At 34.5% G+C, this 17,142-nt stretch carries 11 protein-coding genes, 1 tRNA gene and 1 other RNA gene; 3 read left to right on the top strand and 10 right to left on the bottom strand.

Translation table 11 applies throughout. The annotated features are described in order from the left end of the window. Positions 1-5: 5 nt before the first annotated feature. From ML436_02230 to gltB, 10 genes are all read right to left on the bottom strand, one after another. Positions 6-323: a YbaB/EbfC family nucleoid-associated protein gene (locus ML436_02230; protein ID UMT78580.1), complete on the bottom strand. Its 318-nt coding sequence runs from the start codon at positions 321-323 to the stop codon at positions 6-8. An 89-nt stretch (positions 324-412) separates the two neighbouring features. Then, the gene (dnaX, locus tag ML436_02225) at positions 413-2,110 is read right to left on the bottom strand and encodes a DNA polymerase III subunit gamma/tau (GenBank protein UMT78579.1); all 1,698 of its coding nucleotides are present in this window, start codon (positions 2,108-2,110) and stop codon (positions 413-415) included. Positions 2,111-2,178: 68 nt separating this feature from the next. After that, a complete protein-coding gene (locus ML436_02220; GenBank protein UMT78578.1) occupies positions 2,179-2,703 on the bottom strand; it encodes an N-acetyltransferase in 525 nt (174 codons plus the stop codon). Between the two features lie 325 nt (positions 2,704-3,028). Then, positions 3,029-3,298: signal recognition particle sRNA large type (gene ffs / locus ML436_02215), an RNA gene on the bottom strand. A 61-nt stretch (positions 3,299-3,359) separates the two neighbouring features. Then, positions 3,360-4,088, bottom strand: a complete 729-nt coding sequence (gene treR / locus ML436_02210) for a trehalose operon repressor (GenBank protein ID UMT78577.1) — start codon at positions 4,086-4,088, stop codon at positions 3,360-3,362. 24 nt (positions 4,089-4,112) lie between these two features. Beyond that, positions 4,113-5,753 (bottom strand): alpha,alpha-phosphotrehalase, encoded by a 1,641-nt coding sequence (gene treC / locus ML436_02205; GenBank protein ID UMT78576.1) that lies wholly within the window; start codon positions 5,751-5,753, stop codon positions 4,113-4,115. Between the two features lie 63 nt (positions 5,754-5,816). Continuing rightward, positions 5,817-7,244, bottom strand: a complete 1,428-nt coding sequence (gene treP / locus ML436_02200) for a PTS system trehalose-specific EIIBC component (protein ID UMT78575.1) — start codon at positions 7,242-7,244, stop codon at positions 5,817-5,819. Positions 7,245-7,676: 432 nt separating this feature from the next. After that, positions 7,677-7,769: transfer RNA gene (locus ML436_02195), tRNA-Ser, on the bottom strand. Between the two features lie 268 nt (positions 7,770-8,037). Continuing rightward, positions 8,038-9,501: a glutamate synthase subunit beta gene (locus tag ML436_02190; GenBank protein UMT78574.1), complete on the bottom strand. Its 1,464-nt coding sequence runs from the start codon at positions 9,499-9,501 to the stop codon at positions 8,038-8,040. A gap of 17 nt (positions 9,502-9,518) precedes the next feature. Beyond that, positions 9,519-14,018 (bottom strand): glutamate synthase large subunit, encoded by a 4,500-nt coding sequence (gene gltB / locus ML436_02185; GenBank protein UMT78573.1) that lies wholly within the window; start codon positions 14,016-14,018, stop codon positions 9,519-9,521. 180 nt (positions 14,019-14,198) lie between these two features. On the opposite strand from gltB, the gene ML436_02180 reads away from it, so the two are divergent. The 3 genes from ML436_02180 to ML436_02170 all read left to right on the top strand — a co-directional run bounded on the left by ML436_02180 (position 14,199) and on the right by ML436_02170 (position 17,081). Continuing rightward, positions 14,199-15,083 carry a LysR family transcriptional regulator gene (locus ML436_02180; GenBank protein ID UMT78572.1) on the top strand — a complete coding sequence of 295 codons (885 nt, stop codon included), beginning with the start codon at positions 14,199-14,201 and terminating at the stop codon, positions 15,081-15,083. A 100-nt stretch (positions 15,084-15,183) separates the two neighbouring features. After that, positions 15,184-16,302 (top strand): YibE/F family protein, encoded by a 1,119-nt coding sequence (locus ML436_02175; protein ID UMT78571.1) that lies wholly within the window; start codon positions 15,184-15,186, stop codon positions 16,300-16,302. Continuing rightward, complete coding sequence (locus ML436_02170; GenBank protein ID UMT78570.1) at positions 16,299-17,081, top strand: YibE/F family protein; 783 nt, start codon at positions 16,299-16,301, stop codon at positions 17,079-17,081. The genes ML436_02175 and ML436_02170 overlap by 4 nt, the downstream gene beginning before the upstream one ends. Positions 17,082-17,142 lie beyond the last annotated feature (61 nt).

Below are 17,142 nucleotides of genomic sequence, written 5' to 3'. Positions count from 1 at the left end.
TACTATCACATTCCAGGGATGTTTAAGCCTTGAGTATGTTTACCTAAACGTTCTTGAGTAAGCTCATCAGCTTTGTTCATTGCTTCATTAGTAGCAGCTAACACTAAGTCTTGTAGCATTTCAATATCATCTGGATCTACAGCTTCTTCTTTGATTTCAACGTCGACAACTTCTTTATGACCAGTTACAGTAACTGCAACCATGCCACCGCCAGCTGTTCCTACAATACGCTCTTCTTTAAGTTTTTCTTGTTCTTGAGCCATTTTCTTTTGCATTTTTTGCATTTGTTTCATCATTTGTTGCATGTTTCCGCCACCGCGCATATTCCATTTCCTCCTTGAAAATCAATAAATATTTATCAATAAAATGATGTTTCTTCCATTATACATACGATTATATCGCTTGTCATGTATCACTCTTCATCAATAACATGTACCGTTTCTTCACCAAAAAGATCTTTCGCTTTTTGAGCAATATCAGTTTGTTGTACTTGCTGCTTTGGCATATCGTCATTATCATGTTTACGGTTTTGTAAATATTCCGTTCTAACTCTTTGCCATTGATCAGACGGTACACCAACCACTTTAACGTTTTTATTAACGATATTACAAACGACACTTTCTATATTATTACGTTTCTCATCGTCTTTATTAACGATTTCACAATGAATCTCTTCTTCAAACTTCACAAGTACATGATCTTCACTTGCTGCAACAGGTTCAGAGTTTTGCAATAAACTAACAAGCGATTTTTTATCATTGTTTTTAGCATGATCAATGACTTCTTGCCAGTGATCTTTTAACAATTTGATATCAGCCTTATTCGCTCTATCTAATACTTTTGCAATTTGTTGCATTGAAAATGCATTTTTAGATTTTTGCATACCTCTTACAGGTTTTTTCGAAGTTTTTTGTGTAGGCGCTGCAGTCACACCTTGTGCTTTCAATACTTTAAGTTCTTGCTCTAACTGTTCCATACGTTGCAACAACACATCTGAACTAGGTGCTGCAGCAATTTGTACCGGTTCAACTACATTCGTAACGCCTTGTGATTGACCTTTAATCAATTCAGCTAATTTCACCAGCAACACTTCAAAATGAACATTTTGATTCACACTAAAACGTATCGAAACTAACGTATCATTAATAAGGTCTATCATATGATACAGCATTTCCAAATCCAAGTTCATCAATGCGCGATAATCACTATCTTTTTCAGCCGTCTTATTCATAATCGTATCTCTGACAAAATAAATCATGTCATTAATTAAACGATTTACTTCTTTACCTTCAGCTATAAATTGATGGTATTTTTTGAAAGATGATTGTACATCACCTTGCACTATATCTTCAAACAATTGATTAAGTGCTTCATCATGTACGCTACCTGTAACATTCAACGCATCTTGCAATGTTAACGTACCATCACCAAATGCAATAGCTTGGTCCATAATACTTAACGCATCACGCATACCACCTTCAGATGCTTTCGCAATAAACGCCAATGCCTCTTCTTCATATTCAAGCGCTTGCGCATCTGCTACAAATTTCAATCGTTCAACAATCTGATCTAAACTTATTGCTTTAAAATCAAAACGTTGTGCCCTAGATATAATTGTTGGAGGAATTTTATGTGGCTCAGTTGTTGCTAAAATAAAAATAGCATGTGCTGGTGGTTCTTCTAATGTTTTCAAAAGTGCATTAAATGCACCAGTTGTTAACATATGAACCTCATCAATGATATAAACTTTATATTTCGATTCACTCGGTGCATATTTAACTTTATCTCTAATATTTCTAATTTCATCAACACCATTGTTACTAGCTGCATCTATTTCAATAACATCTGAATTTGTTCCTTGTGTAATGCCTTTACATATAGCACATTCATTACAAGGTTCTCCATTATTACTATTCAAACAATTGATTGCTTTAGCAAACACTTTTGCAATACTCGTTTTCCCAGTACCTCTCGGACCACTGAAAATATAAGCATGCGACTGTTTCTCTTTTGAAATCGCATTACGTAACGTCTTCGTTACATGTTCTTGCCCGACTACATCATCAAAGCTTTGGGGTCTATACATACGATATAAGGCTTGATAATTCAAGTTAGCACCTCCATAAACAATTACTTTTCATTATATCATGATAATACGATTACTTCTCAATCGAACTTTTAATAAAAATGTTCTGGAAACTTTACGATTCCATGTGGTGCATCCGTTAAATTATCCCATAAAAATTTCACAAGTAATGGCGCATCACTATTTTCTAATACAATATCTTGCCCCGAAGCATCTTCATATCCTAACTTTTCAAAGTAATCCAAACAATGGTCTACAACAATCGTACTGTATTCTTGTGCTTTCGCTCGTTCTTCAACGGCTTGAACCAATCCACGACCTAATTTTTGTCCACGCAATTCAGGATTGACCGATAAAGAAGCAATCGCCAAACCATAATACGTCTTATCCTCACTGTTAATTTCTACTTCTATTAATAAAACGTGCCCCACTACATCATTGTTTTCATTTTTGGCTATTACTTCTAATTCAAAATTATAATATGGCGACTTCCGTAAATTCTTCACTTTCCCACGTGCCTGCCAGCTCATTTCTGGATTGATATCAAAACTTTCTTCAATACTATTTAAAGATTTATCATAATCAAGTTCTGTTAATGTACTTAAATATATTTGCATAAGTCCTCCAAGTGCATTGCTTTACAATTATCGTAAAATAATAAATCAAATTAATACTTCCATTGTAAGACACTATAGTTTATTTCACCATCATTACTTTTATTAAAAACAATCATACATAATAAAAGCCCAAATATGCACTTCAAATAACATAATAATATTTTTCCTATTAACTGTTTCACTTAATTAACATATAAAAAAGCTACTGCCAATAAACGTTTACTCAAGCGCGATAACGCCAAGTCGTTTAAAGAAAGTAGCTTTTACTATTATGTATAATGATTTCAAGTCTTAATCAAAGATATTTATGTTTAAAAATAAAAAACCGTGCACCTAAGAATCGAACGTAATTCACGAACGTAACCAAAGTCGTTAGCTAAATCTCGGCTACCCTACGGCACATATGATGATCCACTTAATGCTGCTTCCGTCAGGACCTGACATGGTTCATGGGTTCATATTGCATAGGACCGAAATCTTCAAACACTACGTGCTTTGGGCAGACTTCGCAAAAATACGGCCTCAACAAAGGAATTAAGCCTCGCATAAAGCGGATTTCGAGTACAGGGAACCGCTACCTCCCCACCTAGCACGGCAAGATATATATTACTATATTTTAATAGTTAATTGCAAGTATAAATGTTTTATATCATTGTTTACTTAGAACGACGTCTTGAGAAGTCGTTAAATTTAAATTCATTAGCCAGATGCTTCGATATATTATATTGAAACGGAGATGTATTTTCTAAATACACAACACTTCTAACCGTTGCTGAAAAAGGAATAGATACATCACCAAACAATTGATATGCCTGTTCATCAAACGGTTCAAAAGTAATCGACTTACTTGAATAACTTATATTAAGGTCTAATTCTTTTTCTAAATAATCATAAATAGAGTTACTTGCAACCTCATTACTTATATCTGAAACAATCGACTTTAAAAAATAATCTTCATCAACTATCTTTACATGTTGATTAAGTCGGCGAGTTCTTACTATATGAATGAGTTGCTCACTTGGTCCTATGTTCAATGCACGTTGAACTTCTGGAACATTACGCGCTTCTGCTAATTCATTAACAACAACTTCAGTTAAATAAGAAACTCCCATCTCTTCTTGCATTTCTTTAAAACTAACTAATTCTGAAAATGGGAATTCTGTCATCTCTTGATAAATGACTAACGATCCTTTACCGTGAATCTTCTGAATCATGCCATCTAAAGCCAATAAATCTAATGCTTTACGCACAGTTTCTCGCGAAGCACTATATAACTTTACCAATTCGTGTTCAGATGGAATTTGTTCTCCATATTGAATCTTCCCATTCAATATATCAGCTTTCAATGCTTCACAAATTTTAATAAACTTCTTTTGCTTCATCATATTTACGCATCCACTTAATTTATTTTACGCGCTCGTTTCGACCACAATTGCTCCAAAACCGCTTATCACATTATTTTCTATCGTACCCGTTTGAATCACAATATCACCTTCATAATGCAATTCATCAGGTAATGTAACATTGGAAGATGAGAAATTCACAATCACCAACCATTGTTGACCTTTGTAATGACGTTCATAAACAAATAAACTGTCATGATCCATATAACGTGGCAAAATATCTCCATACGTAATGATATCATGCGTATGTCTCAATTGTATTAATTTTTGATAAGTGTAAAATACAGAAGCGCTATCTTGAAGTGCTTTTTCAACATTAATATCTTTATAATTCGCAGGAATATCTATCCAAGGTTTACCTGTTGTAAACCCAGCATTCATATTATCGTTCCATTGCATTGGTGTTCTTGAATTATCTCTCGATTTTTGTCCTAAAATCTCTAACACTTCAGCTTCAGGATGTCCCTCACTTAACAACTGATGATATGCATTGATTGATTCAACATCACGATACTGTTCTATTGAAGTAAAGTGCGGATCTGTCATACCAATTTCTTCACCTTGATAAATATATGGCGTTCCTTGAAGCATATGCAATGCAATAGCTAACATCTTGGCACTTTGCACTCTCATTTCTTCTGACGTATCATCACCGAATCTTGAAACCACCCTTGGTTGATCGTGATTACACCAAAAAATTGCGTTCCATCCGCCACCTTCATAAATACCTCTTTGCCATTCCATCAGAATTTCCTTTAACTTATGAAAATCAAGCTTCGCATTCGTCCATTTTTCACCATCAATATAGTCCACTTTTAAATGATGAAAGTTAAAGACACTATTCAATTCTTGGCGCTCTGGCTTCGTATATTGAATACAGTTTTCAATGGTTGTAGAAGACATTTCTCCAACCGTCATCATATTCGTTTTTCCAAAAGTTTGTCGATTCAATTCATGCAGAAACTCATGAACTCTAGGACCATCAGTATAAAATTCCTTACCTATTTTGTCAGAGTCCTTAAATTCACCTTTAGAAATTAAGTTAATGACATCAAATCGAAAACCATCAACGCCGAAATCTATCCAATGATTAACAATTCGATATAACGATTGACGTACTTCAGGATTATCCCAATTCAAATCAGCTTGACTCACGTCGAATAAATGTAAATAATATTCATCCGTTACAGGATCATATTGCCATGCATTGCCTCCAAATTTGGAATGCCAATTTGTCGGAGGACCATCTTCAGATGCTTTAAAAAAGTAATAATCTCTATATGGATTGTCTTTAGATTTACGAGCCGCTTTAAACCATTCATGATCCGTCGATGTATGATTGATTACAATATCTAACATCACTTTAATACCTTTTTCATGCGCAACATTAATTAACCTTTCAAAATCATCCATCGTACCGAAGTCTTCATTTATTTCTAAATAATTGCTTATATCATAACCATTATCATTCATTGGCGATTCATACACTGGTGTTAACCAAATATAATCAACACCTAACAATTTGATATAATCTAATTTTTCTATAATACCGTTGATATCACCTATACCATTTCCTGTCGTATCATTAAATGACTTAGGATATATTTGATATACTACTGATTTTCTCCAATCTATTTCTTTCAACACACGATGACCACCTTATAACATAATAAAGGACGTCCAAATAACGAACGCCCCTTTTTTATTTTATTAATCTTCAACAATTTCTTTTGCTTTTTGTTTACTAAAATTAGACATCACAATCGTTAATATACATGGTACAACAATTGCAATTCCTGTTACAACAAGATACACAGGCCAAAATTCTTTTTGAATCGAAATGAATGCCGGTACACCACCAACACCAACTTTTCCAAGTACATTATTCATACCAACGATTGCCCCCAATACACAAGACGTTGATATTGCGGCGATAAATGGATATTTTAAAGGTAAGTTCACACCAAACATGGCTGGCTCCGTAACACCTAACATACCAGAAATACAAGATGTTAATGCTAAACCTTCTTCTTTAACCATTTTACGTCGTTTATAGACAAACCATGCACCAAATGCTGCTGAACCTTGACAAATATTTGAGATTGCAACTATTGGCCATAAGTATGTACCGCCTAAACTGCTACCCATTAATTGGAAATCTACTGCTAAAAACATATGATGCAAGCCAGTAATTACAAGCGGTGCATATAGCAAACCATAAATTGCGCCACCTAACCAACCAGCATGTTGGAAAATAAATGTAACACCTGTTGTAATACCAGTTCCGATCATCAAAGCAATAGGTCCGATTACGATAAAAGCTAAAAATCCAGTAACTAAAAGAGCAACAGGTCCTACAACCAACATTTTAATAGAATCATGAACAACTTTATTTAATCCTTTTTCAATTTTAGCTAGAACATAAGCTGCAATTAAAACAGGCAATACTTGTCCTTGATAATTTAATTGTTTAATCTCTAATCCAAAAAGATTCCATGTTGGAATATGACCTTTCGCTATATCATACTGAGAAACTAACTGTGGATTCATTAATATTAAACCAAGTACTAACCCTAAAATTGGACTACCACCAAACACACGCATACTACTCCAACCGATTAATGCAGGTAAGAAAATAAATGCAGTGTTTGCTATGACGTTTATCATATTTGAAATATCAGCTATTTGTGGATACATCACAATGAGTTCTTTCGGACCAAATAATCCTTTCATTGTAAGCAAATTATTAATCCCCATTAATAAACCTGCTGTCACAATTGCTGGTAAAATCGGTATAAAAATATCACCCAATAACTTTATCAAACGTTGCACTGGATTTCCCTTTTGAGCTGCAGCTTGTTTAGCGTCATCTTTCGAAGCCTCTTGCGCACCAGTTTCATCAATAAATTGCTTATACACTTCATCCACTGTTCCAGGACCAATCACGATTTGATATTGATGATCTGCTTTGAACTGCCCTTTAACTAAAGCATTATTACTTAACGCATCCTTATCAACTTTACTTTCATCTTTAAGTACTAAACGCAATCTTGTTACACAATGCGTTGCAGCTTCTAGATTATCCTTCCCCCCAATTGCGGTAACGATGGCTTTTACATCTTCTCTTTTTACAGCCATGAACTTCACTCCCTTAATGTCTTAAAAAGAGTATAACTTGTCTAGACAAGTTATGTAAAGGCTTTCATTATAAAAATTTTAATATTGTCACAATTATCTAGTTTAGATATTTAAGAAAATTAAATGGCTACGACTACATATATAGCATAACTTCTCGCTACAATAGCATTGTCTATAATCTCCAAACACATATACTAAGTTAAAGAATAAGCGTGTATCATTTCCATGCCCAAGCAAACACTTCTACGTACATCACCAAATAAAAAAGACATTCAGCTATGTGTCATACAAAAGCCAAATGTCCTTTCTATTTCAATTCCTTATTACTTCCATAGCCAAAAATACGAGCCATTCAAAGACAAATAAAAAAGGTAAACACTCAAACTTTGAGTACTTACCTTTATTATATATAGTATTTAATATAAATATTGATGGCGGAGGAAGAGGGATTCGAACCCCCGCGAGCCGTTAAGCCCCTGTCGGTTTTCAAGACCGATCCCTTCAGCCGGACTTGGGTATTCCTCCTAAACACAATATTTATCATATATGAACGTTCTGTAAAAGTCAATATCGTTTTTAATCATTATAGGATAGACATCAATCTTTGTCATAAAATGTAATTCATCTATATATCAGATGTGAAAAATCAGCACGTCTAAACAATTATCAGTTATACAAATCTTTGTATCTATATGACAAAGATGACATGTGACGTTGATAGATACTAATTCGTTTCCTTTTCAATTCAGCACCATACAACGTCAACGCGAACATCATCATTTTCTACCAATAATTATACACAAACTTTACTAGCTAAATATTGATCTACTGCTTTTGCTACGCCTCTTCCTTCTTTAATTGCCCATACAACTAAACTTTGACCTCGTCTAGCATCCCCAGCAGCAAATACTTTTTCATTATTAGTTTGATAATTTGTGTCATCCGCAACAATTCGATTTCGATCCGTTTTAACATTAAAAGCATGCGGTACTGTTGGTTCAGTTCCTTCAAAGCCAATTGACAATAATACAAGGTCAGCAGGCCAAAATCTTTCAGGTCCTTCTTTCATGACCATACCATTGTCACTTTGCTCTAAAATTTGTGTATACAATCCACGAATATGCCCCTTGTCATCTATATCATAACGCATTGTTTGAACACCATATGCACGTGGTTCTTTACCGAACTTAGCTTCATATTCTTGATGTGCATAATCCATTTTAAATACTGGCATCGCTAATGGCCAAGAAGCATTTTCTTCAAATGTAATAGCTTCAGGTAATTTCGTATACTTATTGAATTGAACAATCGATTTACAGTTTTCTCTTAATGCCGTTGCTACACAGTCTGCTCCTGTATCACCAGCACCAATAATGATGACATTTTTATCCTTTGCTGTAATATTAATATCATCAATTTCACCATTTAAAAGTTGTGTTTGTTCAGTCAGATAGTCCATAGCAAAATGTATACCTTCACCCATGCGACCTTCCAAAGGTAAATCCCTACCTTTTTGTGCACCTGTACATAAAATAATAGCGTCATACTCAGATTCTAAAGTTTCTTTATCAATATCAACACCTACTTCAACGCCGTTAATGAAAGTAATGCCCGCTTCTTCCATTAATTTAATACGACGTCGAACGACATCTTTATCAAGCTTCATGTTTGGAATACCATACATTAATAAACCGCCTGATTCTCTAGCACGCTCATAAATTGTCACTTGGTACCCTAATAAATTCAGTTCTTCAGCGGCAGTCAATCCTGCAGGACCACTACCAATGATTGCAACTTTTTCATTTCTACGATGACTTGGAATTTTCGGCTCAACCCAACCATTTTCAAAAGCTTCATCAATAATCGTGCGCTCAATCCCTTTAATCGCTATCGATTCTCTATTAATCTTCATTACACAAGCACTTTCACATGGTGCAGGACACACACGTCCAGTAAAATCTGGAAAGTTATTTGTTTCGCTTAAACGTTCATAAGCAGATTTAAAGTCTTGATGATACACCAAATCGTTCCATTCAGGAATATAGTTTCCAATTGGACAACCAATCGTTTCCCTGCCATACTGTTGACCAGTTTGACAAAATGGCGTTCCACAATCCATGCATCGTGCACCTTGGATAGAGGCATCTTCTTTAGTAAATCGTTGTTGGTAAGCTTTATGATGTTTTAAACGGTCTACAAGTGATAATTCACCTAAGTACTGTTTGTCATACTTCATAAATCCTTTAAATTCACCCATCGTATCTCCCCCTTTCCTTAATACACAACGGCTGGTTTATATTTAGCATCGATTGTTTTACTTTCATCATAAAATGCAGCTAGCATCGCTTCATCTTCATTGTCATGCAATGATTTGTGTAGATGAATTTTTTGCATCATCAATTGATAATCTTTTGGAATAACTTTAACCACAACATCTTCAATACAATCGAAATGTTTTAAAATCTGAATCGCTCTAGTACTATTTGTATGAGTTACATGCTCTTCTAACATTTGTTTAATTAAGTTTTTTTCTTCATGATGTTTAATTTTTGTAAATAATAAAGTATCTAATTGGTTATTTTCCACAAATGTTTCTATATCTGATGGAATAACATAAGCAATACCACCACTCATACCTTGACCGAAGTTTTTACCGACGTCACCTAAAATGACAACATGCCCACCAGTCATATATTCTAATCCATGGTCACCTATACCTTCTACAACAACATCTACACCACTATTTCGGATGCAGAATCGTTCTCCAGCACTTCCGTTAATAAATGCTTTACCACCTGTAGCACCATAAAATGATACGTTACCAGCAATAATTTCGTTTTGTCGTTCTTCAAAAGGCGCTTTTACAATTACCGTACCACCAGATAACCCTTTGCCTACATAGTCATTAGCATCACCAGTATGATGAACCATCAAACCTTTCGGCGCATAGGCTGCTAAACTTTGCCCAGCATGTCCATTTGTATAAATATTGATTGTATTTTCTGGAAGCCCTTCTTCTCCATAACGTTTTGATATTTCACTACCAGTAATAACACCTACATCGCGTTGTTCGTTATTTACTGTGAAGCTACCAGTATATCTGCGTCCTTCAGCAATATAAGGTTTAGTAACTTCATAAACATTTGATAAATCAAAACCATGTTCTAAGCGATGATCCTGTTGAATTTCTTTTGTATTCGGCCCATCAAATGGACACAATAACTTTTCAACAGCTAACGTAGCTGCTTTACTATTCGCTTTTACAACTGATGATCGTTGTAATAAATCAGTTCTTCCAACTAAGTCTTCTACACGTTTCAAACCTAAAGATGCTAATATTTCTCTTAATTCTTGTGCAATAAAATGCATAAAATTAACGACATGATGTGCCTTACCTTTATATAAAGCACGTAAATCTTTATTCTGAGTTGCAACACCTACTGGACAAGTATCTTTATGACATACACGCATCATAATACAGCCCAATACTACTAATGGTGCTGTTGCAAATCCAAATTCTTCCGCTCCAAGCGCACATGCGTACGCTACATCTTTACCAGTTAATAACTTACCGTCCGTCTCCAACTTAACACGACTTCTTAAGTCATTAAGTTTTAATGTTTGATGTGTTTCTGCTAAGCCAATTTCCCAAGGAACACCGGCATGTTGAATACTCGTTTTAGGCGAAGCCCCTGTACCACCATCGTAACCACTGATGACAATTTTATCTGCAAATGCTTTTGCCACCCCAGATGCAATGGTACCAACACCTGTTTTCGAAACTAATTTTACAGCGATGTCTGCATCTTTATTCGCATTTTTCAAGTCATGTATCAATTGCGCCAAATCTTCTATCGAATAAATATCATGATGTGGTGGGGGTGAAATTAGACCGATACCAGGTGTCGATCCTCTTGTCTTTGCAATCCACGGATATACCTTTGTGCCAGGTAATTGACCACCCTCACCTGGTTTTGCACCTTGTGCAACTTTAATTTGAATTTCTTTGGCATGTTGTAAGTAATCACTTGTTACTCCGAAACGTCCAGAAGCAACTTGTTTAATTGCACTTACTTTATTACTTCCGTCAACTTGTACTTCGTATCGTTTGGCATCTTCGCCACCTTCACCACTATTACTTTTACCACCTAGTTGATTCATTGCTTGCGCTAATGTTTCATGCGCCTCTGCTGAAATCGATCCATAACTCATTGCACCAGTGTTAAAACGTTTTACAATCTCGCTTACTGGTTCAACTTGCTCAATATCAATTGGTGTACATGCTTTAAATTCAAGTAAATGTCTAATATGATCCGTTCTATCTTTATTCACCGCTTCAGAATAAGCTTTAAATTGCGCGTAGTCATTTTCCTTACAAGCATGTTGCAACAAGAAAATAGATTGCGGATTAAACGCATGATGTTGTCCTTGTTGTCTCCATTGGAACGTACTACCTGATGCAAGATAATTATCATCATTTTGTTGACGTGCTTTATTTTCAGCGTCAATTTGCTCTATCGAAATACCTGACAACTTAGATTGCGTTCCTGTAAAATAGCAATCAATAACATCATCCGATAATCCAATCGCTTCAAAAATTTGTGCACCTTGATAACTTTGCACTGTGGAAATACCCATCTTAGCCATTACTTTAATAACGCCTTCTGACAATACATCTGTATATGTTTTAACATTTTGAGCAACTTCACCTTTTAAACCTTCTGAGCGTGTCAATTGCTCAACTGTACGTTGTGCTAGATATGGCACAATCGCATTAGCACCATATGCGAGCAAACAAGCAACATGGTGTACTTCTCTTGTCTCACCAGACTTAGCAACCAAACTTGTAGACATGCGTAAATTCTCTTTAATTAATAATTGGTGCACATGGCTAATTGCTAATAAAATAGGCATTGCATAGCTATTTTCATTAACTAAACCACTATCATCTAACACTAGAATTTGAGCACCTTGCTTCACAGCTTTAACTGCATCACGACCTAATTTTTCAAGCGCATCTTCCAAATTACCCTCATATAATGTTGATAAGTAAGTCAATTTAAAATGATCTTGATCGATAGAAGATAAATGTTCTTCATTTAATACTGGGCGCTTCAACTGAATACGATCTAGAACCGTTTCGTCAGGTGCTAATAAATTCCCTTCTCCACCTAAATAAGATAATTCACTCGTAACAATTTTTTCACGATAGGCGTCAATTGGTGGGTTCGTTACTTGTGCAAATAGCTGTTTAAAATAATTAAACAATGATTCTGGGCGCTCGTTTAATACTGCGATTGGCGCATCATACCCCATCGCACCAATAGGATCTTTTTTACCTTCTACAAGTTCTAGAATATATTTATGAATATCTTCTTTCGTATAGGCAAATTGTCGTTGCAATTTAAATAACGTATCATCTTGCCATTTGGAAGGTTGATACGCTATATTTTCAAAATCAAAGTTAATTTTATGTGTATCAATCCATGTTTTATAAGGTAATTCTCCTGCAATCACACCTTTTAAATCATTATTTTCAATAACTTTATTCGCTTTAAAGTCAACTAACAATAACTTTCCGGGATTCAATTGTCCTTTAAAAGCAACATTACTTTCAGGGACGTCTACAACACCCACTTCAGATGAAAAGACTATAAAGTTATCTTTAGTAATTGTATATCGACCAGGTCGTAAACCATTTCTATCTGTCAGGGCACCAAGTTTGTCACCATTACAGAACGAAATCATTGTTGGCCCATCCCATGGTTCCATTAAATAACTATAAAATTCATAAAATGCACGCACATTTTCATCATTCGCTTCATTGTATAACCAAGGTTCAGGAATCAGTAGCATTGCTGCTTTTTCTGGCTCCATCGCTAACGATAAGAACTCTAATGCATTATCTACAATTGCGGAGTCACTTCCGTCTTCATCCACAATTTGAAAAACTTTGTGTTTCTCCTCACCAAATAATGTTTCAATTAATTTACTTTGACGCGCTCGCATCCAGTTCACATTACCTTTAATCGTGTTAATCTCACCGTTGTGCATTAGCATACGGTTCGGATGGGCTCTTTTCCAACTCGGAAATGTATTTGTACTGAACCTCGAATGTACTAAGCCAAGCTTCGATTGATATAAGTCATCCGATAAGTCTGTATAAAGCTTTTTAATTTGATCTGATCGTAACCAACCTTTATATACAATTGTTTTACGTGACAAACTCGTAAAGTACAATTCTAAATCGCATTGAGTCGAATAAAACTCTAATTGCTTTCTCGCTAAAAACAATCGCTTTTCAACATCTACAATGTTTCTAATATCAACAAACACTTGTTGGATGACTGGCATACTATCTGCCACATGTTTCGCAATCACCTCTTTATTAACCGGTACATCACGGTAACCTAGTATTGATAGACCTTCACCTTCAAAATATTTTTTGAATACTGCTTCATGTTCAGAACCTAATATGCGCTCTTTAGAAAAAAATAAACCCACGGCATATTCACCTTCACCTGGGATATCAAAGTCCGTTACATATTTTTTAAAAAATATAAAAGGTATTTCAGTCATAATACCTGCACCATCACCAGTGATGCCATCTGCGCCGACCCCGCCCCTATGATCTAAGCGTCGCAACATTTCAAGTGATTTATCAATGATATCATGAGACCTTTTATTGTCCATATTCGCATAAAAACCAATACCACAAGCATCATGTTCCTCACGATAGTCATATAAACCTTTAATTAATTTCTCATTGTGCATGATGCACACCCCTTTTTTAGAATATTCTGATATTAGTTGTTAATGATAATTACTATAATGTAAAAAATTTATCTGTTCAATATATAAAATAGAAGATATTCATCTAAAAAATAGAACAATCACTAATATTATTGCTATAATAGTTACAAAACACTCGTTTTTGGAGGTGCAAATTTCACCATGGAAATTAAACAATTACGATATTTTATAGAAGTTGCTAAAAGAGAACATATCTCCGAAACCGCACTAGAATTAAATATTGCGCAATCAGCGATTAGTCGACAAATTACTTTACTAGAACAAGAACTTAACGTGTCATTATTTAAAAAACATGGTCGCAACATTACACTCACGTCAGAAGGTAAGTTGCTGTTTAATGAAGCATTGCAAATTATAGAACATTTAGATAGTACAATTGAACAATTCCAAAGTCATGGCTTAACTAAAAATAAAAGCATATACATTGGCTATGATGAAAGTGATGTATCTCATATGTTATTGCCACTTATCCAAACATTTCATTTACAAAATGATACACATGTTATTCCTAATTTATTACAACATGACACGATTATTAATAGCGTGTTAAACGGTAATATCGATATTGGTTTTACAGAGCTTACACCTGAAATTAATAAACATAAACAATTACATATGATGCCTTTATTTGAAGAACATTACCATTTGTATGCACCATCAGATGATCCTATTGCAATGACGACGCATCCACCATTAGTGCAGTTTGAGCATCATCATTTTTATTGCTTAGCACCATTTGCTGAAACTGTAAAAAAGCAATTGCAAAAGGTTATTAAATCAGACGTATATACTATTAGTAGCCAACCACTTGCGCAATACTTACTACGTCAAAAAGAAGGCTATATTATCTCATCACATAATACACATTTACCTGAATCTAAAGATTGGGTAGACATTAAACTAGACCATACCGAACTAAAAAGAACAATATGCGCAATAACAAAAGAGCCTTATACGAAGAGTGATATTGGCATATTACTAACGCTTATCCAACAATTAATGGCTAAAACATCAACGTTTCATTAAACAAGTGTATTTTCCACGTCATCCTTATTAGTAATATCTTTGAAAATAAAAAATTAAGGGCGTATAATCACCATATTAATTCATTCATAGAATTGGGGTTTTGTTTTTGAAATATAGAAAATTATTTACAAAGCCATTTAATATTATTTTAAGTATATTTTGCATCGTTTTTATCGGTGCAATTCTATTCACATTACATAACGAGAATTTTTACAATAAACCTATTGGTCAAATTATAGATGTCAAACATGTTTCAACGACACCTACAAAAGATGCACAAAACAATCGTGATGTTAAATATAAAAATCAATTAAAAGTCAAAATATTAAATGGTCAATTTGCTGGAGAAACAACGACAATCAATCATCAATACGTCAAGTCTCAAGCAGATTCCGAAGCATTTCGCACACACGAAAAAGTGTTACTACATATTTCGGATAAACCTAGTGACGCTTACATTATAGAAAAAAAGCGTGATACATTAACAGTTGTCATCACTGGTTTATTCTTATTGACCGTATTATTAGTTGGTCGCAAAGTCGGACTTCAGTCCATTTTATCGTTAATTTTAAATTCGATTGCAATTTTAATCGCAATTTATATTCATATTCAACATACTAATATCAATTTATTCTTACTTATGACGATTGCAATGATCTGTTCAACAATTCTTACATTACTACTTGTTACAGGTTGGCACATTCGCACGCTGATAACAGTCGCAAGCACAATTATCGGGACCTTTTTAAGCATTGGTTTAACAGAGTTAATCATATTTATGACAGATGGAAACGGTATTAAATATGAAACGATGAATTTTTTATCTTTACCGCCGAAAGACATCTTTTTGGCATCAGTGTTAATCGGTTCACTAGGCGCAATCATGGATGTTGCAATTACGATTGCCAGTGGTATGCATGAAATTTTACAACGCACTCCTGATATTTCAATGAAACGTTGGGCACTTGCTGGACGAAACATCGGGCAAGATATTATGGGAACTATGACGAACATCTTATTATTTTCATATTTGTCAGGTGCTTTACCTATGTTTTTAATTTATTTAAAAAATGCCAATACAGTAACGTATACCATTTCAATGAACTGGTCTCTAGAAATTGCTCGAGCATTAACTGGTGGTATAGGTATCGTTTTAACTATACCTATCACGATATTATTTATGGAAATATTTGAAACATTAAGGAGGGCGAAACAATGAATGCTGTATTTATATTAGCGTTATTGCTCCTCTTGTTAATGGTTATTTTCGGAGGAAAAAAAGGACTTGTCTCTTATCTAACATTATTTTTAAACTTTGCAATTTTACTTATTAGTATTGTTTTCATTATCTTTGGTGTGCCAATTTATGTCGTAACATTTATTTTCTGCATCATAATCGCAGCGTGTAATTTATTCGTACTAAATAGTTATAATGTAAAAACGCAGGCTGCATTTATCAGTACCGTCGTTACAACAATCTTATTAATCACACTTATTTATTTGTCAGTGTATATTGGACACTTACAAGGATTTTCAACCGAACAACAAGACGAAACTTATGTGTATTCAATGAATATCGGTATTAATATGATTCAATTTATGGTATTTACTATTATCCTTGCTGTCATTGCAGCCGTGATAGATTTAGCAATTACAATCAGTTCACCTATCTACGAATTACATCAGGTAAATCCAACACTTACACAATATGAATTGTTCCAATCAGGCATGCGAGTGGGTAGAGAAATATTAGCAACGTCAGCTAACACGATTTACCTTGCCTTTTTCGGTGGTCAACTCGCCTTGTTTATTTGGTTTTTCAAACTCCAATATTCATTCGGCCATATTATCAACTCGAAAATATTCGCACAAGAGTTTATATTTATTTTACTAGGCGGTATTGCTGTAGCAGTGAGCATTCCTATTACTGCATGGATTACAGCATTTTTAATTAAAAGACCATCTCGTCGACGTCAAAATGATGAGACAATAAATTAAATCAAAGCAACTATATAACTTAAGCGACCTGTGAATCATACTTATGATATGCACGAGGTCG

This window comes from Staphylococcus roterodami, assembly GCA_022493055.1.
GTDB lineage: Bacteria > Bacillota > Bacilli > Staphylococcales > Staphylococcaceae > Staphylococcus > Staphylococcus singaporensis.
Note: the sequence above shows the minus strand (reverse complement) of the source record. Positions and strands in the feature narration are given on the sequence as shown.

Bases quoted from the DNA above. Each gene is read 5' to 3' on its own strand.
- ML436_02230 (UMT78580.1), bottom strand. From the start codon at position 323: ATGCGCGGTGGCGGAAACATGCAACAAATGATGAAACAAATGCAAAAA.
- ML436_02220 (UMT78578.1), bottom strand. From the start codon at position 2,703: ATGCAAATATATTTAAGTACATTAACAGAACTTGATTATGATAAATCT.
- treR (UMT78577.1), bottom strand. From the start codon at position 4,088: ATGATGAAGCAAAAGAAGTTTATTAAAATTTGTGAAGCATTGAAAGCT.
- treP (UMT78575.1), bottom strand. From the start codon at position 7,244: ATGGCTGTAAAAAGAGAAGATGTAAAAGCCATCGTTACCGCAATTGGG.
- ML436_02190 (UMT78574.1), bottom strand. From the start codon at position 9,501: ATGGGTGAATTTAAAGGATTTATGAAGTATGACAAACAGTACTTAGGT.
- gltB (UMT78573.1), bottom strand. From the start codon at position 14,018: ATGCACAATGAGAAATTAATTAAAGGTTTATATGACTATCGTGAGGAA.
- ML436_02180 (UMT78572.1), top strand. From the start codon at position 14,199: ATGGAAATTAAACAATTACGATATTTTATAGAAGTTGCTAAAAGAGAA.
- ML436_02170 (UMT78570.1), top strand. From the start codon at position 16,299: ATGAATGCTGTATTTATATTAGCGTTATTGCTCCTCTTGTTAATGGTT.